21 protein-coding genes and 1 tRNA gene are annotated in these 22,414 nt (G+C 42.4%); 11 read left to right on the top strand and 11 right to left on the bottom strand.

Going from position 1 to position 22,414, the window contains the following annotated elements; all coding sequences use genetic code 11:
• Together VJ786_RS08000 and VJ786_RS08005 are read right to left on the bottom strand one after the other, a co-directional pair.
• A partial coding sequence (locus tag VJ786_RS08000) for a transposase (RefSeq protein WP_336557571.1) occupies positions 1 to 455 on the bottom strand: 455 nt, incomplete at its 3' end.
• Between the two features lie 121 nt (positions 456 to 576).
• A tRNA-His gene (locus VJ786_RS08005) sits at positions 577 to 650 on the bottom strand.
• A 364-nt stretch (positions 651 to 1,014) separates the two neighbouring features.
• Between VJ786_RS08005 and VJ786_RS08010 the strand changes: the two genes are divergently transcribed.
• Complete coding sequence (locus VJ786_RS08010; protein WP_336557572.1) at positions 1,015 to 1,440, top strand: hypothetical protein; 426 nt, start codon at positions 1,015 to 1,017, stop codon at positions 1,438 to 1,440.
• A gap of 4 nt (positions 1,441 to 1,444) precedes the next feature.
• Here VJ786_RS08010 and VJ786_RS08015 read toward each other — a convergent pair whose 3' ends face one another.
• Complete coding sequence (locus VJ786_RS08015; protein WP_336557573.1) at positions 1,445 to 2,920, bottom strand: aminotransferase-like domain-containing protein; 1,476 nt, start codon at positions 2,918 to 2,920, stop codon at positions 1,445 to 1,447.
• A gap of 76 nt (positions 2,921 to 2,996) precedes the next feature.
• Here VJ786_RS08015 and VJ786_RS08020 point away from each other — a divergent pair, with 76 nt between their 5' ends.
• From VJ786_RS08020 to bioA, 5 genes are read left to right on the top strand one after another with little or no spacing between them, the layout of a single operon-like run.
• Entirely contained in the window at positions 2,997 to 3,632 is a 636-nt protein-coding gene (locus VJ786_RS08020) for a hypothetical protein (RefSeq protein ID WP_336557574.1), read from the top strand.
• Positions 3,613 to 4,758 (top strand): aminotransferase class I/II-fold pyridoxal phosphate-dependent enzyme, encoded by a 1,146-nt coding sequence (locus tag VJ786_RS08025; RefSeq protein WP_336557575.1) that lies wholly within the window; start codon positions 3,613 to 3,615, stop codon positions 4,756 to 4,758. Before VJ786_RS08020 ends, VJ786_RS08025 begins: the two co-directional genes overlap by 20 nt.
• A gap of 1 nt (position 4,759) precedes the next feature.
• Entirely contained in the window at positions 4,760 to 5,386 is a 627-nt protein-coding gene (bioD, locus tag VJ786_RS08030) for a dethiobiotin synthase (protein ID WP_336557576.1), read from the top strand.
• A gap of 27 nt (positions 5,387 to 5,413) precedes the next feature.
• Positions 5,414 to 6,403, top strand: coding sequence for a biotin synthase BioB (bioB, locus tag VJ786_RS08035; RefSeq protein ID WP_336557577.1), 990 nt, complete (start codon positions 5,414 to 5,416; stop codon positions 6,401 to 6,403).
• Complete coding sequence (gene bioA / locus VJ786_RS08040; RefSeq protein WP_336557578.1) at positions 6,391 to 7,653, top strand: adenosylmethionine--8-amino-7-oxononanoate transaminase; 1,263 nt, start codon at positions 6,391 to 6,393, stop codon at positions 7,651 to 7,653. Before bioB ends, bioA begins: the two co-directional genes overlap by 13 nt.
• Here the strand turns inward: bioA and VJ786_RS08045 are convergent.
• From VJ786_RS08045 to VJ786_RS08055, 3 genes are read right to left on the bottom strand one after another with little or no spacing between them, the layout of a single operon-like run.
• Complete coding sequence (locus VJ786_RS08045) at positions 7,642 to 8,526, bottom strand: SH3 domain-containing protein (RefSeq protein WP_336557579.1); 885 nt, start codon at positions 8,524 to 8,526, stop codon at positions 7,642 to 7,644. The genes bioA and VJ786_RS08045 overlap by 12 nt on opposite strands.
• A 20-nt stretch (positions 8,527 to 8,546) precedes the next feature.
• A complete protein-coding gene (locus VJ786_RS08050) occupies positions 8,547 to 9,374 on the bottom strand; it encodes a class I SAM-dependent methyltransferase (RefSeq protein WP_336557580.1) in 828 nt (275 codons plus the stop codon).
• A 33-nt stretch (positions 9,375 to 9,407) separates the two neighbouring features.
• Positions 9,408 to 10,214, bottom strand: a complete 807-nt coding sequence (locus VJ786_RS08055; protein ID WP_257213709.1) for an endonuclease/exonuclease/phosphatase family protein — start codon at positions 10,212 to 10,214, stop codon at positions 9,408 to 9,410.
• 405 nt (positions 10,215 to 10,619) lie between these two features.
• Here VJ786_RS08055 and VJ786_RS08060 point away from each other — a divergent pair, with 405 nt between their 5' ends.
• Positions 10,620 to 10,952 carry a phosphoribosylpyrophosphate synthetase gene (locus VJ786_RS08060; RefSeq protein WP_336557582.1) on the top strand — a complete coding sequence of 111 codons (333 nt, stop codon included), beginning with the start codon at positions 10,620 to 10,622 and terminating at the stop codon, positions 10,950 to 10,952.
• A 1-nt stretch (position 10,953) separates the two neighbouring features.
• Complete coding sequence (locus tag VJ786_RS08065; protein WP_336557583.1) at positions 10,954 to 11,484, top strand: GNAT family N-acetyltransferase; 531 nt, start codon at positions 10,954 to 10,956, stop codon at positions 11,482 to 11,484.
• 59 nt (positions 11,485 to 11,543) lie between these two features.
• On the opposite strand, the gene VJ786_RS08070 is transcribed toward VJ786_RS08065, so the two are convergent.
• Positions 11,544 to 12,296: a class I SAM-dependent methyltransferase gene (locus VJ786_RS08070; RefSeq protein WP_099366140.1), complete on the bottom strand. Its 753-nt coding sequence runs from the start codon at positions 12,294 to 12,296 to the stop codon at positions 11,544 to 11,546.
• 489 nt (positions 12,297 to 12,785) lie between these two features.
• Here VJ786_RS08070 and VJ786_RS08075 point away from each other — a divergent pair, with 489 nt between their 5' ends.
• The 3 genes from VJ786_RS08075 (at position 12,786) to VJ786_RS08085 (ending at position 16,706) form a co-directional block, all read left to right on the top strand.
• The gene (locus tag VJ786_RS08075; protein ID WP_144038117.1) at positions 12,786 to 13,211 is read left to right on the top strand and encodes a hypothetical protein; all 426 of its coding nucleotides are present in this window, start codon (positions 12,786 to 12,788) and stop codon (positions 13,209 to 13,211) included.
• Between the two features lie 212 nt (positions 13,212 to 13,423).
• Complete coding sequence (locus VJ786_RS08080) at positions 13,424 to 14,587, top strand: acyl-CoA dehydrogenase family protein (protein ID WP_336557584.1); 1,164 nt, start codon at positions 13,424 to 13,426, stop codon at positions 14,585 to 14,587.
• A gap of 4 nt (positions 14,588 to 14,591) precedes the next feature.
• Positions 14,592 to 16,706: a 3-hydroxyacyl-CoA dehydrogenase NAD-binding domain-containing protein gene (locus tag VJ786_RS08085; RefSeq protein WP_336557585.1), complete on the top strand. Its 2,115-nt coding sequence runs from the start codon at positions 14,592 to 14,594 to the stop codon at positions 16,704 to 16,706.
• A 65-nt stretch (positions 16,707 to 16,771) separates the two neighbouring features.
• Here the strand turns inward: VJ786_RS08085 and VJ786_RS08090 are convergent, their stop codons facing one another.
• The 4 genes from VJ786_RS08090 to VJ786_RS08105 form a co-directional block, all read right to left on the bottom strand.
• On the bottom strand, positions 16,772 to 18,220 hold the full coding sequence (locus tag VJ786_RS08090; RefSeq protein ID WP_099366136.1) for a bifunctional 2-methylcitrate dehydratase/aconitate hydratase: 1,449 nt from the start codon (positions 18,218 to 18,220) through the stop codon (positions 16,772 to 16,774).
• A gap of 23 nt (positions 18,221 to 18,243) precedes the next feature.
• On the bottom strand, positions 18,244 to 19,395 hold the full coding sequence (gene prpC, locus VJ786_RS08095; protein WP_099366135.1) for a bifunctional 2-methylcitrate synthase/citrate synthase: 1,152 nt from the start codon (positions 19,393 to 19,395) through the stop codon (positions 18,244 to 18,246).
• A gap of 1 nt (position 19,396) precedes the next feature.
• A complete protein-coding gene (prpB, locus tag VJ786_RS08100) occupies positions 19,397 to 20,275 on the bottom strand; it encodes a methylisocitrate lyase (protein ID WP_336557586.1) in 879 nt (292 codons plus the stop codon).
• A 543-nt stretch (positions 20,276 to 20,818) separates the two neighbouring features.
• Positions 20,819 to 22,414: a RagB/SusD family nutrient uptake outer membrane protein gene (locus tag VJ786_RS08105; RefSeq protein WP_099366133.1), complete on the bottom strand. Its 1,596-nt coding sequence runs from the start codon at positions 22,412 to 22,414 to the stop codon at positions 20,819 to 20,821.

Consider the following 22,414-nt stretch of genomic DNA (forward strand, 5'->3'; position numbering starts at 1 on the left):
CGACCGGCGGCCGATTCGATCTTGGTACCATCTACATACTGGACTTTCAGGCTGACATACTCCATTTCATGCAGCATCCGAACGATACTGGCAAACAGCTCCTGTATCTGTTCCTTAAGACGCTTTCCCCTGAAATAATTGATCGTACGGTAATCCGGTGTACTGTTGCCCGAAAGCCACATGAAATGGATGTTCTCGTGCAGGGCGCGCTCGATCTTGCGGCAAGAATAGATATTGCTCAGATACGCGTAGAACAGTACCTTGATGAGCATCCTGGGATGGAAACTGGTCGTGCCTCCGCCTTTATACTGACGGATGATATGTTCCAGATCCAACTGGTCAACAACCTGACTCACCAAACGAACCGGATGGTTCAAGGGGATACGGTCTAAAATATTCTCAGGAAAAAGACTCGGACTATTGGATGGAAGCGCTTTGAATTGTATGTTTGCCATATTGTTTTTTGGGTGCACCTTAAGATACAAAATCTTGAGGACAAAAAACAGAAAAACCCCGCCATTTTTTAATGACGGGGTTATTTTTTTAAGAGACCTTTTTAGACAGCCCCTTTAACCGGGTAAGTAATGGGGCTCGAACCCACGACCCCTAGAACCACAATCTAGTGCTCTAACCAACTGAGCTATACCTACCGTGATTTTGTGATACAAAAGTAGAACTTAAAAGCATATTCTCCAAATAAATTCAAGTAGATTTTATCCAAGACCATCGAATAAGCTCATTTTGAATTAGATAATTTTTTAGGAAACTTATTCAAACAACCTGCGTTTATACCCCAATTAGGGTAGGTGAATTTTCAAGTTTGTTGTAACATTTATGATATAAGTTGTTGATTTGTAGCTGATAAAACTGTTTTGGTTAAAGGTAAATCCTTATGATTAATTATTTATTTTATTATTATTAATAAAAAATACGTAATAACAAGTAATTAGAATATTTGATATATTTGATAGGTGCTCCATACAGGGGTGACAATAACCAAACTAGATTAATAACATGGTTTCCAAGAATATTTTAGTAGACACGACCAGTATTGGTACTTTTAAATTCTTCGCCTATGTATTTAATGATGAAGAGGGAAAAGTAGGGTTTGGTTTGTTCCCAAATGATGGGCCTTATCCTTTAGTTTACCTTCTCAACGTACAGGGCAATAAAATTAAGATCTTTTTCAATGATGAGATCATTATGCGGATCTGTGAGCAAAGTAAGTTCAGCACCAATGAACGTCGAGAACTTTTTCGCCAATTTCTGGATTATGCGTCCAAAATGGAAAAGAAAGCAGCACGGTTGGTTTTCCGGGATAGCAAGATGTCCTACCTAGCGGAGTCGAGGGAAATGGTGAGGTATAAACGGTTATATATTCATTATAAAAATCCAATGAGCTTCATGGGAGATCATGTTGCCGCCAATGAACCCGCTTAATGCTTTATTTAGGATCTATTTTATCCAACATCAATAACATATTCTTTAGTATGCTTATTGTCTGTTCCATTTCCTGTTGGTCTAAATGACCGAATCCAAGCCGCATGCCGGTTAACTTGTTGTTTTGATAGAGAATGGTCTTCGGAATGTACAAATCATGCTTTAATGCCAATTGCGAAAGCTTATATAGATTGAGGGGTTTTTTCCAGGTCAACCAAAATGCTAGGCCAGCATTGGGAATCTGGAAGTCTATTTCGTCACCCAGCTCTTCCATCAATCGGACCGCCATTTCATTCCGTCGAGACCGATAAATCTTTAAGGACTTTTTCAGATGCCTATTGATGCTGCCATCTTCGATCAGTTCGCCTAAAGCCTGTTCCATCAATACGTCGCCTTGGCGGTCGATCATACCAAGGTGTTTCTTCAGCTCTTGAATGAGGTTTTCCGGACAGAGAATAAATCCCGTTCGAAATCCTGGAGCTAGGGACTTACCGAATGAACTCACATAGATGACCATCCCGCCATCATCGTGGCTAGCCAATGGGACCAAAGCCGGTTTGTCGTATTGGAAATCATACTCCTGATCATCTTCGACAATAATAAATCCATATTCCTTGGCCAATCGTAGCAGTTCCATCCTTCTTTTAGGGCTGAGGCTCACCGTCGTCGGATAATGCACATGCGGACTGATATGGACCATCCGGACCTTGTGATTTTGGCAAATATGGCGTACAGCATCTATATCCATGCCTTCATCGTCAATAGGTACGGTCATGAGCTGGCTTCCTGATTTTTGAAAGATCATGTTTGCCGAGAAATAACTTAATTCCCCAACCAAGACCAGGTCCCCGGGAGAAAGGATGACCTCAGAAAGGATATAAAGGCTCATTTCCATGCTCCTCGTGATCAATAGGTTACTCGGGCTGATCTTTAATCCTCTCGAATTGGCCAGATAGGAGGCCAATTGCTCTTTAAAATATTCACTGCCTTCCTGGTTATAATAGCCCATTTTCTTTCTGTTGCTACGGCGTTTGAGGTTTGCGCTGTAAACCCGGGAAAGATCTTCCAATTGGGTCAATCGGATATCTGGGCTGCCATCGTTCCAAACATACCTGCAATTGATATATTCGAAAGGATTATCAAAAAGAAAGGACTTTTTGAAGGTATAGCCGGTCCTTATTGGATACTTGTTTTCCGGTTTTGGGCTGTTGTTGGTCTTTGGAAGTAGGGAAGCCACAAAAGTTCCTTTGTTCGGGAGGATATCCACCCATCCTTGGCTATGCAGCTCCTCGTAACTTGCGGTAGCCGTATTGCGGTGCATATGTAATTGTTCGGCTAATTGCCTGCTTCCTAAAAGTTTTTGTCCTGATTTGAGGATGCCACGATTGATGGCCAATACCATCTGATTCGTGACCTGAAGGTATACAGGAACATCCGAAAATCGATCTATTTTAATAAAACTTGCGTAATTATATTCCACCGGACTAGCTATTATCTTTAAACTGGCACCCTATGCTGGTCCGGCAAGATAGTACTTTTGTTGGAAATTATTTAACATGAAAACCATTCTCCAAGAAATTGTTGCTGATCCCCATCTGCATGCGGCCTGGCTTAATACGCTCTCTTTTATGGAAAATGCCGGAGCCAGAAAAATTTCGGCATGCGAACATCCCATAAAGACACAGATTATACAACTAAAACACGCCGCTGAAGAGCATCGACATGCATATTACCTGAAAAAACAGCTTTCCAAATTGGAGGTGAAGGGTTTTGAGGATTACGCAGATGGGAATCTCTTGGCAGCTAGGTCATCTAAACAGTACCTCGCCCGTTTGGATCTGTTAGCCTGTCGTTATTTGAAGGAACAATTTTCCTTGGCCGATGATGATCTTAGGTATGCTGCTTATCTTTTTGTAACCTATGCGATTGAAGTTCGGGCAGATGAGCTTTATCCGATTTATCAGGAATTGCTGAGTGCAGCTGGATCTAAGGTGAATGTGAAATCCATTATTTTGGAGGAAGAAGGGCATTTGGAGGAGATGATCAGTCAGTTGCAGGCTTTTGATTCGGATTGGGAAAAGCATGCGCAGGAAATCTTGAAATTGGAGAACAGTTTATTTGAATTTTGGATCGCTGAATTAAGGAAACATATTTTTCCCGCTGTGAATGAGCATGAAGGATCTTTGGGATAAACTGGAGGAGAGAAAGAGGCTTGGTTCTTTACGTTTCTTAAAGGAAAGGGGCGAGGGGATCGACTTTTATTCGAATGATTATTTGGGACTTTCGAGGAATCTGGGTTTTAGGGAGGAGATTGTGGAGTTGGCAAGGAATAATCCGGAAGCATTGTTGGGAGCGACAGGGTCTCGGCTTATTTCAGGAACGGGAAAGAGGGTGTTGGAAGTGGAGGATTTTATTGCGGATAAGCATGGGGTGGAAAGGGCTTTGTTGTTTCCATCGGGGTATATGGCGAATGTTGGGCTTGTTTCTAGTTTGTTGGGTAGGCATGATGTGTTGATCTGTGATGAGTATATACATCGATCGGTGATCGATGGGTGGAAGATGACGAATGCGAAACGGTTGAAGTTTAGGCATAATGATGTGAGGGATTTGGAAAGGGTGCTGGGGTGTTTGGATTGCTTCGTCGTGCCTCCTCGCAATGACGCGGAAGGGACGCGCGATGGCGAGGATCGGGCTCGCAAAATATTTATTGCGGTGGAGTCGCTTTATTCGATGGAAGGGGATTTTGCACCGATCAAAGAGATTGTTGAATTGGCGGAGAAATATCAGGCTCATGTGCTGTTGGATGAAGCGCATGCTTTTGCTGTATTTGGATGGGGGTTGGCGCATCAGCTTCAGCTTCAGGATCGTATACTTGCGATAACTGTTACTTATGGAAAAGCCATGGGTCTTCATGGTGCCAGTATTCTTGGAAGCAAAGACCTGATTTCCCATCTCATTAATTTTGCGAGTCCTTTTATTTACAGTACGGCCCAGCCTGAATTCCATGCCTTATCCATCAGGACAGCATATGATTTCATAGAAAATAATCCAGAGTTGCCTATGCGCTTGTTTGAAAACATCCGATTATTCCAATCCTTGAAAACAGGTCCAGCATCTCCCATTCAATGTTTTTTCCCAAGTGCTGCTGCCGATCTTCAGGATATTCAAAGCAAACTTTCTGAAAATGGAGTCCTAACATACCCTATTTTCCCGCCCACAGTTCCAAAAGGAAAAGAAAGAATCCGGATTTGCCTTCATGCCGATCACCAAGAATCTGAGATCCGATTGTTGCAGCAGCTGCTAACCGAAATGATTTAAAATGAACATAAAACCCAGACAATATTTTGTAACCGGTATAGGTACTGGCGTCGGAAAAACCATTTGTTCCGCGATGTTAGCCCAATTATGGCAAATGGCCTATTGGAAACCCATCCAATCTGGCGATCTCAATCAGTCGGATTCCATGATGCTGAATCATTTATTAGACCATAAAATCCAGATTTTTAAGGAAAGATTTAGACTCCATACTGCCGCATCTCCGCATCAGTCGGCATTTTTGGATGGCATCGAAATGCACTTGGAGGATTTCGAATTGCCAAACAAGCCTATCGACTTATTGGTCGAAGGGGCAGGTGGATTATTTGTGCCCATCAATGATAAGGAATGTATCATCGATCTTATCAAAAAATTGGCAATTCCAACCATTCTGGTTTGTAGGGATTATCTAGGTACCATAAACCATAGCCTTTTAAGCATAAAAGCCCTGGAAAACCATGAGATCCCTTTACACTATCTGGTGCTAAATGGCGAATTCAATCCCTTTAGTAAGGAAATCCTTATGAAACATATGCCAGAAGATTGCAGGTTGATCCAAATGCCTGAATTAGAGGGGTTAAATCCAGCACAAATGCAGCATGCCCTCTCCAAAATAACCATTGAAAATTAGTAGTAAATAGTAGATAAAATGAACAACATGAATGAAAATATGCTGAAACATGATTGGACCAAAGAAGAGTTGTTGGCCATCTATAATCGACCGTTGATGCAATTGGTCTTTGACGCAGCAACTGTACATCGGCAATGGCAAAAGCCGGATGAGGTACAGATTTCCACCTTACTGTCCGTAAAAACTGGTGGATGTCCGGAAGACTGTTCCTATTGTGGACAGGCAGCAAGGTACCATACCGATATCAAAGTTCAGGCCTTATTGCCTACAGAAACAGTATTGGCGCATGCCCAAAAAGCGAAGGATGCCGGTTCATCTCGTTTTTGTATGGCGGCTGCTTGGCGTGAAGTGCGCGACAACCGGGATTTCGATCGTATCATTGATATGGTCAAAGGGGTTAATGAGATGGGGTTGGAAGTTTGCTGTACTCTTGGTATGTTGACCGAGAGCCAAGCTCAAAGGTTGCAGGAGGCTGGACTTTACGCTTATAACCATAACCTGGATACTTCGGAGGAATTCTATGATGAAATCATTTCCACGCGCAAATTTGATAATCGCTTGGAAACCATAAAACATGTCCGTAAGGCTGGTATTACCGTCTGTTCTGGAGGGATCATCGGATTAGGTGAAACGATAGATGATCGGGTTTCCATGCTTCGTAGCTTAGCGAATATGGAAAAGCATCCGGAATCCGTGCCGATCAATGCCTTGGCCCGGGTGGCCGGAACGCCATTGGCAGACCTCCCAAGGATTGATATTTGGGAGATGGTGCGAACAATTGCTACCGCTAGGATCGTGATGCCAGCTTCTATGGTACGTTTGAGTGCTGGGCGCATCGAGATGTCCGAAGTAGAGCAGGCATGGTGTTTTATGGCTGGTGCAAATTCCATTTTTACCGGAGAAAGGCAAACCTTATTGGTTACTCCCAATCCTGGTGTTTCCGAAGATATGCAGATGTTGAAGAACTTGGGGTTAAAAGCCATGGTATTGGAAAAAAAAGAAGCATGCGCCAACTGATAGAACGAGATCTGGCTGTCAATTGGCATCCCTATTCCCAGATGAAATTGAGCCAGCCCATCCCGATCATTAAGGGCGAAGGTGCCTATTTATTTTCGGAGGATGGACAAAAGTATTTGGATATGGTCTCTTCCTGGTGGGTCAGTATTCATGGACATGCCAATTCAACTATTGCAAGGGCGGTATTCAACCAATTGAACACCTTAGAACAGGTTATTTTTGCAGGTTTTACGCATGAACCAGCCATTTTATTATCCGAAAGGTTATTGAATCTGTTGCCTGGCAACCAGCAAAAGGTGTTTTACTCCGATAATGGCTCCACGGCGGTGGAAGTTGCCCTGAAAATGTGCCTTCAATTTGGCCATAATCAAGGTAGGGCGAAACATAAAATACTGGCATTCAAAGAAGGATACCATGGTGATACCTTTGGAGCCATGTCGGTCAGTGAAAGAGGACAATGGACTGCTCCTTTTTCCGAAAAACTCTTTGACGTGATTTTTATTGATCCACCAACCTCATTGAATTTGGAACAGACGAAAGCCTTGATTAGGGAACATGCAGCAGAAACCGCATGCCTGATCTACGAGCCGCTGATCCAAGGAGCAGGAGGGATGTTGATGCACAGTGCTGAAGATCTGTCGGATCTGATGGCCTTTTGTAGATCTTTGGGTATTCTTTTGATCCAGGATGAAGTTTTTGTGGGATTTGGAAGAACAGGGACCTTATTCGCTGCCGATCAGTTAAGTATCGCTCCTGATGTGATGTGCTTCTCGAAAGGACTTACAGGCGGGACCATGGCGATGGGCATCACAACCTGTACGGATGAAATCTATCAAGCATTTTATTCCGATGAGAAGCAAAAGGCGCTCTTTCATGGCCATTCTTTTACAGCAAGTCCGATTGGCTGTGCAGCTGCATTGGCCAGTTTGGAGATCTTATTGTCTGCTGATTGCCAGCAACAGCTTGACAGCATTCATAAAAAGCATCTTGCTTTTTTAGGTAAGTTGATGCTGCATCCGAAGATCCAACAGCCCCGATTGATGGGAACAGTCCTGGCTTTTGAATATCATACCGCAGAACAGGATGGCTATTTCCATAGCAGGCAGGAATTCCTTTACCAAGAATTTCTAAAGAGAAATATCATCATGCGACCTTTGGGAAATACCATTTATCTGGTGCCACCTTATTGCATAAAAGAAGAAGAGCTGGAATACGTTTATGACATGATATTGGAAGTCTTAGATCGTTGATCTTAGGAATTTTAATCCATCCCATTCATAGATTTCTTCTGATTTCTCCACTTTGTAAATGACTTCGGAGACAGTTTCATCGTTAATGTCTGATTCGGATTCCCTTTGTTCGATACGCTTGACGATGATCTGTTTCCCTTTATTATGGGTATTGGGAAGGACTAATTCCTCTGAATAGTAAAATATTCCAGCATCGCTTACCGAGGAAGTTTCAGGTAAGGAGTGGAGTTGCTTTCCATCCCAGGAAAAATAAAAATCGAAGGTATAGATCCCGCAGGATTCCCCAGAAAAGCTTACCTTAATGATGTTTTTGCTGTTTGCTAAGCCTTGTGCATCAGCAATTTCATTGTAGGAAAAAGATTGGCTGGATGGTAAATAGGCAAAGCTTTCCGTATCGATCAACTGCTTGTTCTTGTCCAGCACCTTAAGTTCCGTCCAATAATAATTGTTGTCCTCTTCTTGGTTCTGCCAAGCAATGCCATGTAGGAACGTATTACCGGTTTTCTTGTCCACATTTGATCCCACTGCCAAAAGACCAGCCCACATATAGCCTCTTTTCTTTTGGCCATTAAGCACATATTCGATATAGTACCAAGGTAATTTCATCCCCCGAATGAGGGTTGGATTGATGGCATCAGCGCCTATGTATTTTAGTTCAGTTCCGAGAGCGAGTGAATCCAAAAGCTTGCTTTTCGTGCTGGGCTCCTCCCGGATATAGGCCATATTGGCAAAGACCAAAGTTTCTTTCTGATCATGTACCTGATAGAAGTTGAATTCCTCTACTACTTCATAGGCTGCAGGTGCTTGAGCGAAACTAAAGGAAATGCTCATCATGGCTAAGCTCAAAGCGAAAATAAATACTCGAAAATTCATAAAAGAAGATGCGTAATGTCTTAAGATTTAATAGCCGTGATGGCATATAACATCGGGATTTTGCCTTCCAATCCCTTAATTCTGTATTTGTCTGGACCATCCTGAACGGTATTCAAAAAACAGTTATAGGGTGAGTAATCAAATTCCTCAAAAGAGCTTATCTGTAAGTTGTTGTTCAGTAGTGTCTTAAACACATCGCTCAAGGGATGGTTCCAAGAAACAGATTTGTTTTTGATGTCGGCATTACGGTCTGCATAGGTGCCTTCGGTGGTTTCAACAATCGTTTCGACATTGAAGTAACTGTAGGCAATTTTGCTGAATTCATAATCAAATGCCCAGACCATCGGATGAAATTCTACAAATACCAATTTGCCCTGTGGTTTTAAACAGCGATGAATAACCGCCGCCCATCTATCCAAATCTGGAAGCCATCCAATGGTTCCATAACTGATGAACACCATATCAAATTGGCCATTGAGTTCCTCAGGGGTATTATAAACATCGGAACAGATAAATTCTGCATCTAATGCCAAGTCCTGTGCCAATTGTTGCGCAAAGAGTATGGCTGCATCGGAAAGGTCGACCCCCGTCACTTTCGCACCCATTCTTGCCAAGGATAGACTATCCTGACCAAAATGACATTGTAAATGCAGGATGTTTTTACCTCTTACATCGCCCAGTAAATTTAACTCCACTTCCTTTAAAGAGGATTTCCCTTCCAAAAAGGAAGGCATATCATAAAATTCAGAAGAAGTATGGGAATTGGTTTTATCGTTCCATAGCTTTCGATTGATCGCTAGATAATCTTCATCCGGATTGTCCGGTTGGAATGCGGTATGGTCTGCCATTTTATTTCAAATTAAACATCAGGAGATATATCCCTAAGTGTCGGCATGAATCTTTTCCTCCGCCAATTCTTCATCTGCTTTTGTCTGCTCCAATTGGTTATCCTCTTGTTCCTCCTCGGCCTGCTTTTCATACTGAACCTTCACAAAGATAGGAAAATGGTCCGAGTCGAAATTATCCAATTTCTTAAGAGATATTAATTTAAAATCTGCAGAGATAAAGGCATGGTCCAATGGGAACTGCATTAAAGGCATTTTGGCATGGAAGGTATTGTAAAAACCTCTGCCGCGCCGAGGATCTAAAAGCTGACTGGTTTTTAGGAAAAGTTCCGTGGTATAACTCCAGGCCACATCATTAAGATCTCCAATTACGATGACGGGCATATCCAATTTTTCAGCTTTCTTGGCCACCAATAACAGTTCCTTATCGCGTTCTGTTGAACGAGGGTTTTCATTGGGAACAGGCGGGGTAGGATGTACCGCAAACACTTGAACCCGCTGCCTGGAAGGCAATTCCACCTGACAGAATATACTTGGGATCTCCTCTTCCACCAAATAGTTTACAGAAATTTCGTGAAGTTTGAATTTGGAGAATAAGAGCATGCCATAGGTATTGTCAATCGGGACTTTTACTTGAAAAGGGTATTCCTTATCTAGGCTTTCTGTTTCTTTCGCCCAGATATGATTGGTCTCTAATAAGAGGATAAGATCGGGGTCATTTTCATGGATCACCTGAAGGCATCCTTGATAATTAACATTATCTTCATATACATTGGATATCATTACAGCGATCTGATTGTTGGGCTCCAATTTTTCAGCCCGATAAACCTGTTTTTTTGCCAAAGGTGTAAAAGGCCAAATCTGCCAACAGAGATAGATGCCATTGATGATCAGGGCGTAAAATAGGATTTTTTGAAAGATGACTTCTTTATTTCCAAAGGATATATATAATACTATCCAAAGTATAACGAGTGCTAATTTCTGGATTCTAGGATATTCAAATACTCGGAAGGTCCAAAAGTCACTTCGGATTAAAGGTAGAATACTAAATAATAATATCAAGCATCCCAAAATCGGCAAGAATACGTCCATACAACCCTTAAGATTAATTTGTTTTTTTAAGTTTATTTCATGCAAAAGCAATGCCTTTTTTTTGTGACAACAGCTAATTTTTCATAATTTGATACCATCTAAGGATCCACCTAAGGATCTACTTGGAAAGGGATGTGAAAAATTAATAGCAGTCTTATGGCAAATCTATCAAGAAAAAGTTACGATACATTAAGCGAAGCAGTAAATGACCTGCAGAAACAAGGTTATACCGATGATTTTTTGATTTCAGAGGATGGCGAATGTCTTCGCTGTGCTGGAAAGTCTATGGAATTATCTCCAGATGAATTCATTATCGATGATATCTATCGTTTTGAAGGCATGACGGATCCAGAGGATGAAAGTATTCTATTTGCTATTTCTTCCAAGGATAATCTGGTGAAAGGTTTGGTAGTGAATAGTTTTGGCGCTGAATTCAGTTTCAGATCTTCGAGATTGGTGGAGGAATTGTATAAAAGATCAAGAAGTTAATATGTCAATTCAAGTGAATTTAGAGGATCTTATCTTACGGAATGCCCGAGCAGAGGAAGCAGAAGCAATTTGGTCGATCATAAAACAGGCAATAGATAAGCGGAAGGAGGAAGGAAGTAATCAATGGCAAGATGGTTATCCAAACCTAGGAGTTATCCAACGGGATATTGAATTAGGTTATGGCTATGTGCATGTGGATGCTAATGGCGAAGTATATGGCTATCTTGCTTTGATTTTTGAGATAGAACCTGCTTATGAAATCATAGAAGGGAAGTGGTTGAGTGATCAGCCTTATGGCGTAGTGCACCGTATCGCAGTCAGTCAGGCAAATTATGTCAAAGGACAGGCAAGTAAGATGTTGAAAGAGGTAGAAGAATTATGTAAAGAAAGGCAAGTATACAGCCTACGTGTGGATACGAACTTTGATAACGTAGGAATGCTCCGCGTTTTTGAAAAACTGGGATATACCTATTGTGGCGAAGTGTATTTCCGTGGGGGAGCCAGAAGAGCCTATGAAAAGGTTTTAAACTAAATAGTTTTCTTCATTCCTAGTTTGCATACCAAATGATCTTTCCTCCGCAGGGATTATTCTTACGCAGGAATCTTTCCTACGCGTAGGTAGATTTTCCAAACGGCATCTTTTACCAATTGCGGGTTGCCCCAGATTTTCTCGACTTCGGGTCTTAATTGATCAATAGGGTTTTGACCAACCTGCTCGATGAATCGTTGCGTTGCAGACCAACTCAAAAGATGCCCTAAAAGATCTTCCATCTTAAATCTTTTTCGGATATAGAATTCAGGAGGCTCGATTTCCCGAAATGGGAAGGGGATGGTCGTATATTCCTGATCGATACTGCGGGTTTCGATCGGCCAATAAGGACCAACGGTTTTTTGATGGAAATGCTTGATCAATACATCCAATTCCTTATTTATACTGGGTATTCCATATGCCCAGGTGGCAATAATACCTCCTTTTTTAAGGACTCTTTTGACCTCCGCGTAAAATTTATCATAATCAAACCAATGTATGGCTTGCGCAATAGCCACCAAATCCACGGATTGGTCTTTTAATGTTGATTCCTCTGCTTTTTCGACCTTATAGGTCACCCGATCATGGGCGAAGGCATTGGTGATCTGTGCTTCGCTGGGGTCACTAGCATATACCGAATCGTAAAAATCTGCGAGGTGTATGGCAGACTGTCCATTCCCTGTACCACAATCCCATGCTAATTCATGGGTGGGGGTTAATTCGGAAAGATAATCGTAAAGCTCATGCGGATAGGATGGCCGGTATTGGGCATAAATGGAAGCTTGCTTAGAAAAATTGTCATTGAATGTAGCCATAATGCATATCTATTAACTTCAATTACTGCTAATAAATATACAAATTTTCAAAGAAAATTGATCTTTATTCTTTTGTTAACCAGCAAGGATTCAGATTGATGCAGACGAAAATGTAGATTTTTCATTACAAGAATATCTTATTTGACCCTTGAACATAATAAATCTTTTTCCACTGTATTTTTTGGAGTAAAAATTGCTATTGATTTTTTATATACAACCACATTTTCACTACTTAAGGAAAACACAAGTAAAAGTCAGTCCCAAAAGGGCTGACTTTTTTGTACATTAGAAATCCATTAAAACGCTATTACAATTCCATAAGATGCTCATTAGAGATATGTTAATTTCCTATTTTGATTAAATGTTTAACAATTAATTAATCCATAGGTTGTAGTTTTGCAGCACATTTATAGGGTAAATGGTAAATCTGCTGCGGATTCCTTTTTTAAGAGGAATGAAAAACAATTCTCAAAAATTCATCAAAATAATATGGAAACACCAATAACAAATGCACCGGAAAAGAGCTTGTCCGAAAAAATGCAGGAGCTCGTTATTAATTGTTTTACTTCAGCCAATAATTTGGAAAACCTGGATGAAGAACAGCAACAATCGATCTACAACCTATATGCAAAAATTAAATATAAGGATATCATCGATCAAGGATTTTGGAGTTTAGGAGGTGGGCTGACGCATTATTTCCTGAGCCTAAATGAGATGAAGCTTTCCTTGTTGGAAATTATGTCTACCAGATCTGACGAGAAAGAACGCTTGATCCTAAAAGAATTGTTTCTTTTTCTGAATATCCTCGACGACCGAAGTTTCTATCAACTATTCTCGATTAGGCAGTTATTGCACTGTCCAACCGAAATCTTTCCTGAAAAATTGGAAGACATCAGTAGGGAATATTTTGATTAAAGAATATACTGTTGTTTGTATGTCTAGAGGGTGTTTCTGTAAGGGATTCACCCTTTAAACTTTCCAAAATAGTTATGTAAAATTTATAGGTATTTAACGAATTTTTCGAGGCATTTTAATTAAATTAGAACCAATTACCCAAAGGCTATTTAGCTCAGGGTTAAATCAGGTTATCTTCTATGGGATAACTACTGTGAACCAAATAAACTTATATGCACAACACAAGATTGACGGAGGAACATCTAATTTTCCGAGATAGTCTGAAGTCATTTATTCAAAAAGAAATTCTCCCACACATCGACAAATGGGAAAAACAAGGTGCGATTGACAAATCCATCTGGAAAAAATTAGGCGACATGGGATATATGGGGCTTATATACCCAGAACAATACGGCGGCCTAGATCTTGACTTTTATTATTCCCTTATCTTCTGCGAAGAAATTTCCAAATGTTTTTCTGGTGGTTTTAGTGTTTCGGCACTGGTGATTCAATTCATGTCTACGCCTTATCTTTGGAAACATGGTTCTGAAGAATTAAAATCGAAATACCTGACAGCCGTTATCCAAGGAGATATGGTAAGTGCCGTTGCGATCACGGAGCCTGTTGCTGGTTCGGATGTGCAGCGTATGAAGACCACAGCGGTGCTCGATGGCGATGAATACATTATCAATGGATCCAAAACATTTATCACAAATGGCTATTATGGCGACTTCTTTATCACTGCGGTAAAGACAGATCCTGCTGCGGGAAGCAAGGGCATCAGCTTGATCTTGGTCGATCGGAATACGCCTGGGGTAACCTGCAATAAAATTGAAAAATTAGGTTGGCATGCCTCGGATACCGCCGAAATCGGTTTTGACCATGTTAGAGTTCCGAAATCTCATCTTATAGGTGTGGAAGGAGAGGGCTTCAAATATCTAATGGGAGGTCTGCAATTAGAACGCCTGACAGCAGGCATACATAGTTTGACCACGGCGGAATCAGCCATGGAATATACCTTGGATTATCTTCAACAGCGGGAGGCCTTCAATAAACCCTTGAAAGATTTTCAGGTATTGCGCCATCGTTTTGCGCAAATGTATGCGGATGTGGAGACACTGAAAGCCTTTATCTACCATTGCTGCGATTTGCAGAACCAGGGGATATATGCCGTAAAGGAATGTTCCATTGCCAAACTGCAGGCCAGTGAATTGGCAATAAAGGTGGTATCCGATTGCCTACAGATGTTTGGTGGTTATGGTTTTACCGAAGATTATAAGATTGCCCGTTTATACCGTGATGTACGCGTTGGCACCATTATCGCTGGTACTTCCGAAATCATGCTCGAAATCTTGGCCAAGATCAGTATCGACCAAGTCGATTATTCAAAAAAATAAATCTATGGAAATCAATCACCTGCCCAAACATATACAATATCAAGAAAGAAACATCAATGATTATGTCTTAGAAATTTATGTGCATAATTCATTGGAAACCGCTTATGAGTTGGATTTTGGTTTTGTACGCGCTTTACTTCGCCGTGTTCAGAACCATTTGCTGAAGCCCGAAATAACCGGTTTGGTCCTGCATTTTTCAGGATCATTTCAATCCCTAAATTTCAGGCAGTTGTTCAAGCAGGCAAAAGAAAAGATCGAATTCAAGAAAAGGTTGTTTGAAATCATGGATCTGATGGTGGGAATCGATCAATTAAAAAAACCGATCGTTGGCATTTTTGATCATGCGCTGTTGGGTATAGGATATACCCTGGGGCTAGCATGTTCGAAATTGATCGCCGTTGGAAACCAGGCGACAGTTGGTTTTCCAGAGGGGGCCTATGCCGTCATCTATGGAATGGGATCGGTGGTCCACCTCAAAGAAAGAGTTCCTCTTTCAACAGCTTTTGAAGTGTTGACCAAAGGAAAGATCTATAAAGGCAGTGCTGCGCTTGAACTGAATCTGATCGATTCCTTTGTGGATAACCTGGATGATGCCCTAGTGGATGCCCTAAACTTCCTGGAACAACCAGGGAACGGCCTTAAAAGGCAGCAAGCCTTGAGTGATGAAGAGATCAACGGAGAACTGCAAAAACTTAACAAACAGGCCAATTCCAATATTCCGGCACATATTTCCTGTTTCATCATTTTTAAAACCAGTCCTTTCTTGAGCAAAGCGGAATTGTTGACCATGGAATTGGTCCAATTTGAATACATCCTTCATGAAAAGCAGACCATGTCCATTATCCGCACGATGTATTATTCCATGAAGGAAGCGGCAGCATTGGGTGCTAAGGCGGAAAGCCAGGTCAATAAACTAACGGTTTTAGGTGCAGGTATGATGGGTTCCGGGATAGCTTATGAGGCAGCGAAAGCTGGGATAGAAGTCCAACTAAAGGACATATCCGATGCTGCCGCCGAAAAAGGAAAGAGCTATTCGGAGAAAGTGACCAACAAATTGATGGAATTGGGTAAAATGACGCCCGAAAAGCAGCAGAAGATACTGGATTTAATCAATCCCATATCTCATTTTGAAGGGTTGGACAAACAGGACCTGATTATTGAGGCTGTTTTTGAAGACCTGAACCTAAAAGCTGCGGTCATCCAGGATAGCTTGCCGATATTAAATCCAAAAGGATTCTTTGCCTCAAATACCACGAGCCTTCCAATCCATAAGTTGGCTAAATTTAGTGCTAATCCCAGCCGATTTATCGGACTTCATTTTTTCTCACCGGTAGACCGGATGGCCTTGGTAGAAGTGATCAAAGGTGCAGATACCAGTCCTGAAACCTTGGAAGAGGCATTGACCTTTGTCCATAAGCTTCGAAAGATACCTATTGTGGTCAATGATGGCCCCGCCTTCTTTACCTCCAGGATTTTCTTCAACTACCTTCTGGAAGGGATTACCCTGTTATTGGAAGGAGCATCGGTAGAGGTGATCGATCGCCAAGCGAAGGAAGCCGGCTTTGCTGTCGGACCATTAGCTGTATTGGATGAGATTTCATTGGATCTCATGGTTCATGTATATGATCAATTACCAAAACTTCATACGAGTCAGAAAAGAGCTTATAATTATCTGAAAAAATTGATAGCAGAAGGTAGGCACGGAAGGAAATCAGGGAAGGGGTTCTATGAATATTCCAGCGAGGACCGAAGTAAAAAGCCTTGGGAGGATAAGGAGATTGAAAAGCCAGCTAAGCCAGCCTGTTTGATCATGATCAAATACAGGTTGTTGCACGTGATGGCTTTGGATAGTTACCGTTGTTTGGAAGATGGGATTTTGACCAGTCCGAAAGATGGCGATCTAGGCTCGGTACTGGGAGTTGGTTATGCGATGCAGACAGGAGGTGTTTTCGGTCATATCGATCAGGTAGGCCTGCATGCCTTTGTTAATGATTGCCTGGAGTTCGCTAAATATGGTGAACAATGGGAGCTCCCGAAATCCTTGATCGAACTATCGAAGAAAGACTTTAAATTCTACACAGGTTTTGATTCCAATTGGAATGAAGGCCCTTCAAAATAAGGAAGAGATTACTTTATAAAAAAAACATCGCCTACATTTAGGCGATGTTTTTTTTATGTGGTTACTTATACCATCATATCTACCAGGTCATTGACCGATAATTTGATGAAGTCTTCGTATTCCAAGGTATGTTGCAATACTATTTTCTGTTGTTTTTCGGCAAATACACGAGCAAGATTGATCTTATATTTTTCGATCAGTTTCGGGATACCTTCGGATCTGCGGCGTTTATGTCCAATCGGATATTCTACGACCACTTCTTCCAGGATGGTTCCATCGTTCAGCTCCAGTGTCAGCGCATTGGCGATCGAACGTTTCTCCGGATCATGGTAATCCACGGTGAACTGTGGATCTTCAATACAAGTGATTTTTTCCCTTAATGCATCGATTCGCTCATCTTTGGCGATATTATCTTCATAATCTGCTGCGGTCAAGCGTCCGAAGATCAATGGAACGGCCACCATGTATTGGATGGCATGGTCACGGTCTGCAGGGTTATGTAAAGGACCTTTTTTATCGATAATGCGGATGGCCGCTTCATGGGTTCTGATTTTAACGGATTTGATATCCTCCGAAGTTTTTCCCAATTCTTTTAATTTTCCATGTAAGGTCATGGCTGCTTCCACCGCAGTCTGCGAGTGGAATTCTGCTGGGAAGGAAATCTTGAACAACACATTCTCCATGACGTAGCTTCCATAAGGGCGTTGGAACTTGAATTCCCGACCTTTAAAGGATACATCATAGAATCCCCAAACCGGAGCAGTAAGTACCGATGGATAGCCCATTTCACCTTTTTGTGCTATCAACGCCAAACGTACAGCTCTGGAGGTGGCATCACCTGCTGCCCAGGATTTACGGCTACCGGTATTCGGAGCGTGTCGGTAGGTACGCAAGGATTGCCCATCTACAAAGGCTAAAGATAGCGCATTGACCAACTCATCGCGGTTCAAGCCCAAAAGTTTACCGACAACAGCGGTAGATGCTATCTTAACCAGGATCACGTGGTCTAAACCCACTTTATTGAAAGAGTTTTCCAAAGCCAGCACACCCTGCACTTCATGAGCCTTTACCATGGCTTCCAGCACGGTCTCCATCTTCAAGGGCTCTTTTCCTTTCTCCAGGTTGTTTCTACTGATCCAGTCGGCAACGGCCAATATACCACCAAGGTTATCGGATGGATGACCCCATTCAGCGGCCAACCAAGTGTCGTTGAAATCCAACCAACGAACCATAGCGCCAATGTTGAAGGCTGCTTGGATGGGATCTAACTGATAGGGGGTACCAGGCACCTTGGCACCATTCGGAACAATCGTTCCAGGAACGATTGGGCCAAGCATTTTCGTGCAAGCCGGATAGGTCAAGGCTTCAAATCCACAGCCTATCGTATCCAAAAAACAATAATGGGCGGTTTCCTTCGCTAACTGACTATCAATTTTATAGTCTAGAATATAATCTGCAATATCCAGTAATACTTGATCTGGATTGGGTCTGTTGTTGGAAATATGTGATGACATTTCTGATTGTTATGTACTTATTTTTATCTGTCTTTTAATGGAATGAATTTCTGGTTTTCAGGGCCCGTATAGTTGGCGCTAGGGCGGATGATCTTGCCATCTTCACGCTGTTCGATGATGTGTGCCCCCCAGCCGGAGATTCTCGACATCACGAACAATGGGGTGAACATATCGGTTGGGATTCCCATCAGGTGATAGGCCACCGCAGAGAACCAGTCCAGATTAGGGAACATTTTCTTTTCGTCCCACATCAGGGTTTCCAAGCGTTCGGCGATATCGAATAATTTCATATCCCCCAATTCCTCTGAAAGTTCCTTGGCGATTCTTTTGATGACCTGATTGCGGGGGTCTGAAATGGTATAGACCGGATGTCCAAAGCCGATGATGACCTCCTTTTTGGACAATCGCTCACGGATATCCTTTTCCGCATCGTCTGCATCCTTATACCTGCTTTGGATCTCGAATGCTACCTCATTGGCACCTCCATGTTTTGGTCCACGTAGCGCTCCGATCGCTCCGGCGATACTTGCATACACATCGGAACCGGTTCCAGCAATTACGCGTGCCGTAAAGGTGGAAGCATTGAATTCATGTTCGGCATAGAGGTTCAAGGAAGTCTGCATGGCCCGTACCCAAGCTTCAGAAGGTTTCTTTCCATGCAAGAGATGGAGAAAATGACCTCCTAAGGTCGTATCGTCGGTTTCTACTTCAATTTCTTTTTGGTGATGGCTGTAATGGTACCAGTATAATAGGGCAGAACCCATGCTGGCCATAAGACGATCGATGATCTCGCGGGTCTTTGATGGCTCATGTTCCAAAGGTTCCGGTTCCAATGTGCCGAACATGGACACGGAAGTTCGCAGCACGTCCATTGGATGAGCAGATGCAGGGATCAATTTTAAAACTTCTTTCAGTTTTTGAGGCAGGCCCCTTTGCTGAACAAGTTTATGCTCGTAGTTCTCCAATTCTTTTGCATTGGGCAATTTGCCATGGATCAGTAGATAGGCCACTTCTTCAAAACTGGCTTGATCGGCTAGGTCCAATATATCATAACCGCGGTAGTGGAGGTCGTTTCCACTTCTTCCTACCGTACAAAGGCTGGTGTTTCCTGCAGGAACCCCGGATAGGGCAACGCTTTTTTTCGGTTTAAAACCTGATTCATTCGTTTCTTTCATATCATTTCTTGTTAAACAATTGGTCTAAACGATTCTCATAATTATAATAGTCAATACTTTGATAAAGTTCTTCACGGGTCTGCATGGTTTCCAGAACAGCTTGCTGGCTACCATCATTCCGGATATGTTGGTACACATTCAAGGCAGCCTTATTGGCTGCGCGGAAAGCTGAAAGTGGGTAGAGTACCATGGAAACCTTAGCGCCTTTAAGTTCCTCCACGGTGAACAAAGGCGTTTGCCCAAATTCGGTGATGTTGGCTAATATGGGAAGTTGGGTAGCCTCCTGAAAGCGGGTATAATCTTCCAGGGAGCGGACAGCTTCTGCAAAGATGAAATCCGCACCAGCCTCTGCATAGGCTTTGGCTCGTGATAAGGCATTTTCAATGCCTTCGGAAGCAATGGCATCGGTTCGGGCACCGATCACAAAATCAGCATCTCTACGAGCATCTACCGCTGCGCGGATGCGGTCTACCATTTCGTCCAAACTGACCAATTCCTTGCCGGGACGATGCCCACAACGTTTAGCGCCTACTTGGTCTTCCATGTGTATACCGGCAGCACCAGCTTTTTCGAGAGATTGGATGGTACGAGCGATATTGAAAGCGGATGGTCCAAAACCGGTGTCGATATCTACCAATAAGGGAGTTTTACAGACATTGGTGATACGTTCTACATCGATTAGCACATCTTGTAGAGTGGTAATTCCAAGGTCTGGGATGCCCAGTGAACCTGCAGCTACGCCACCTCCAGAAAGGTAAATGGCTTTGAATCCTGATTGTTCTGCTAATAGTGCATGGTTGGCGTTGATGGTTCCTACGATTTGTAGGGGTGATTCGGCTTGAAGAGCTTCTCTAAATTTTTTTCCAGCACATTCCTTCATTCTGATGAGGGATTTTTTAGTTTATAAATAGGGTTATGGACGCTGGAGCTTCATCTTCTTTTGCTGTCCAGCGACCTTTTTAAAGATAAGAAAATCTGATGGGTTTAGGAATTAAAATAGAAAGCTTGTCATGCTGAGCGTAGTCGAAGCATCTGTACGGTGGTATGGTGGTATACGAACAGATCCTTCGACTTCGCTCAGGATGACATGGGGGAAGATTGCTTCGTCGTGCCTCCTCGCAATGACGGTATGGCTTGCCTCCTCGGAAGGACGGGTTTTGCTTCGTTGCTCCAAAGGATGTGCGGTCTTCTCGCAAAGACGGGATGGCTTGCTTCCTCGCCATGAGAGGTTTTGCTTCGCTCTTAAAGCAGGGTGAAAGTAATGTAAAAGTATGTATTTAGTAACCTAAGTATACTAAAACCCGCTTTAAGGTTGCTTAAACCATGGTTTTACTACGAAAACAAGCTTTTAACATAGGAAAACAACAACATTATCTAATTTAACAAAAAAAAGCCGTATCAACATCGATACGGCTTCTTAATATTAATAACCTGGATTCTGAATCAATCCTGGTTCTACGCGTAAGCTGTTCTCATGGAACGGCCACACATAATTATGTTGTTGGAACGTTCGATCTTCAATCTTTAAAGTTTCCACTTTTCCATTTACCAAACGGGTGTGTCCTAATGCGGGTTGGTTCAACACCTGTTCCGCAATTCGCCAACGGATGATATCGTCATATCGGATACCTTCTCCAGCTAATTCCGTTCTGCGTTCGTTACGGATCAAGTTTACCCATTCCTCTTGGGTTTTGCTGCCCAATTTCACGTCTGCCACGGTCATATCCAATCCAGCACGTTTTCTCAACTGGTTGATGCAATCTTTCGCCAGGTCATCCACTTGTCCCAACATGATCTGTGCTTCGGCATAGGTCAATAAAACCTCCGCATACCTTAACAATGGGAAATGCATGTTACCACCAGATTTGAAAGCATCGGTTTCATCGACAAACTTCTTGAACCAATAGCCAGATTTACTGGAACGTTGGTTCTCAAAATAGAATAAGCTAGCCGTATTGTAAATATCGATCTTATCGCCGTAAAACGTATCTCCTTGGCCAAAAATACTGGCTTTTAAACGTGGGTCACGATTTAATTTCGGATCCAGTTCATATTCCTGTTTCGTGTGCAATGGACAATTGTCGATCGGTCTACCTTGTAGGGTCCAATACGAATCCACCAAAGATTTGGTCGGAACAGAATAGGATTGTCCATTACCCGTACGGTATTGTGGTGCCAGGTCGCGGAAAGAGTTGGTCGCCGTATTATTATGACTTTCCATATCGAATTTCATGATGAACTCCTTGTTGGTCTTATCCGCTTTGTAATTGAACAGATCGGCATAGTTCGCATGCAACTGATATTTTCCACTTTCGATGATCTCTTTGGCCAATTTGGCTGCCAGTTCGTATTTGCCGTTATACAACGCATAACGCATGGTCAATGCCTTGAACGAATACTTATTGAACATATAAGCATCTGAAGTATACTCATTTTCCGGTAGGCGGGAAGCAATTTCTTCCGCTAAAGGAAATAGGGTTTCCAAAATTTCTTCCTTGCTTTTTGCAGGCTGAAGGGCGGTTTCCATGTTGGCCGGCTCCAAGTGGAAAGGTACATTTGCCCAACGGCTGGTCAATTTGAAATAATGCCAAACACGCAGCGCTTCCAAGATACTCTTGAATTTAGTACGAACGGCTTCATCCTCCACATAAGGAACATCCACATTCGCAATAAAGGTATTCAGACGGCCCAAATGTTTCATCTGCAATTCATAGTAATATAAGAATGCAGTGGTATTGGCGTTGATATTACCATTGGCGATACGTTGGTGATGGTCATTTTCGATGCGGCTATAGGCATTGTCCGATTTAGAATCTTCCAAATAGAACAATAATCCGCGAGCACCCACCGAAGTGAACACATCCACATAACTACTGTACACCACACGGCGAAGGTCTTCCTCGGTATTGAAGAACTCAGTAAAGGAAGTTGCCGTAGGATCTGTTTTATCTAAGAATTTTTCACAACTGGCCAAAGACATACTTGCCAATAGACCAAAATATATGATTGATTTTCTCAT

This window comes from Sphingobacterium tenebrionis (assembly GCF_037126265.1).
Taxonomy (GTDB): Bacteria; Bacteroidota; Bacteroidia; order Sphingobacteriales; family Sphingobacteriaceae; genus Sphingobacterium; species Sphingobacterium tenebrionis.

What these genes read in the sequence shown, in the direction of transcription:
- VJ786_RS08085 (WP_336557585.1), top strand. Translation starts at nt 14,592, where the DNA reads ATGGAAATCAATCACCTGCCCAAACATATACAATATCAAGAAAGAAAC.
- VJ786_RS08060 (WP_336557582.1), top strand. Translation starts at nt 10,620, where the DNA reads ATGGCAAATCTATCAAGAAAAAGTTACGATACATTAAGCGAAGCAGTA.
- prpB (WP_336557586.1), bottom strand. Translation starts at nt 20,275, where the DNA reads ATGAAGGAATGTGCTGGAAAAAAATTTAGAGAAGCTCTTCAAGCCGAA.
- VJ786_RS08105 (WP_099366133.1), bottom strand. Translation starts at nt 22,414, where the DNA reads ATGAGAAAATCAATCATATATTTTGGTCTATTGGCAAGTATGTCTTTG.
- VJ786_RS08045 (WP_336557579.1), bottom strand. Translation starts at nt 8,526, where the DNA reads ATGAATTTTCGAGTATTTATTTTCGCTTTGAGCTTAGCCATGATGAGC.
- VJ786_RS08025 (WP_336557575.1), top strand. Translation starts at nt 3,613, where the DNA reads ATGAAGGATCTTTGGGATAAACTGGAGGAGAGAAAGAGGCTTGGTTCT.
- VJ786_RS08080 (WP_336557584.1), top strand. Translation starts at nt 13,424, where the DNA reads ATGCACAACACAAGATTGACGGAGGAACATCTAATTTTCCGAGATAGT.
- bioB (WP_336557577.1), top strand. Translation starts at nt 5,414, where the DNA reads ATGAATGAAAATATGCTGAAACATGATTGGACCAAAGAAGAGTTGTTG.
- VJ786_RS08050 (WP_336557580.1), bottom strand. Translation starts at nt 9,374, where the DNA reads ATGGCAGACCATACCGCATTCCAACCGGACAATCCGGATGAAGATTAT.
- VJ786_RS08090 (WP_099366136.1), bottom strand. Translation starts at nt 18,220, where the DNA reads ATGTCATCACATATTTCCAACAACAGACCCAATCCAGATCAAGTATTA.
- VJ786_RS08075 (WP_144038117.1), top strand. Translation starts at nt 12,786, where the DNA reads ATGGAAACACCAATAACAAATGCACCGGAAAAGAGCTTGTCCGAAAAA.
- VJ786_RS08065 (WP_336557583.1), top strand. Translation starts at nt 10,954, where the DNA reads ATGTCAATTCAAGTGAATTTAGAGGATCTTATCTTACGGAATGCCCGA.
- prpC (WP_099366135.1), bottom strand. Translation starts at nt 19,395, where the DNA reads ATGAAAGAAACGAATGAATCAGGTTTTAAACCGAAAAAAAGCGTTGCC.
- VJ786_RS08020 (WP_336557574.1), top strand. Translation starts at nt 2,997, where the DNA reads ATGAAAACCATTCTCCAAGAAATTGTTGCTGATCCCCATCTGCATGCG.
- bioD (WP_336557576.1), top strand. Translation starts at nt 4,760, where the DNA reads ATGAACATAAAACCCAGACAATATTTTGTAACCGGTATAGGTACTGGC.
- bioA (WP_336557578.1), top strand. Translation starts at nt 6,391, where the DNA reads ATGCGCCAACTGATAGAACGAGATCTGGCTGTCAATTGGCATCCCTAT.
- VJ786_RS08070 (WP_099366140.1), bottom strand. Translation starts at nt 12,296, where the DNA reads ATGGCTACATTCAATGACAATTTTTCTAAGCAAGCTTCCATTTATGCC.
- VJ786_RS08010 (WP_336557572.1), top strand. Translation starts at nt 1,015, where the DNA reads ATGGTTTCCAAGAATATTTTAGTAGACACGACCAGTATTGGTACTTTT.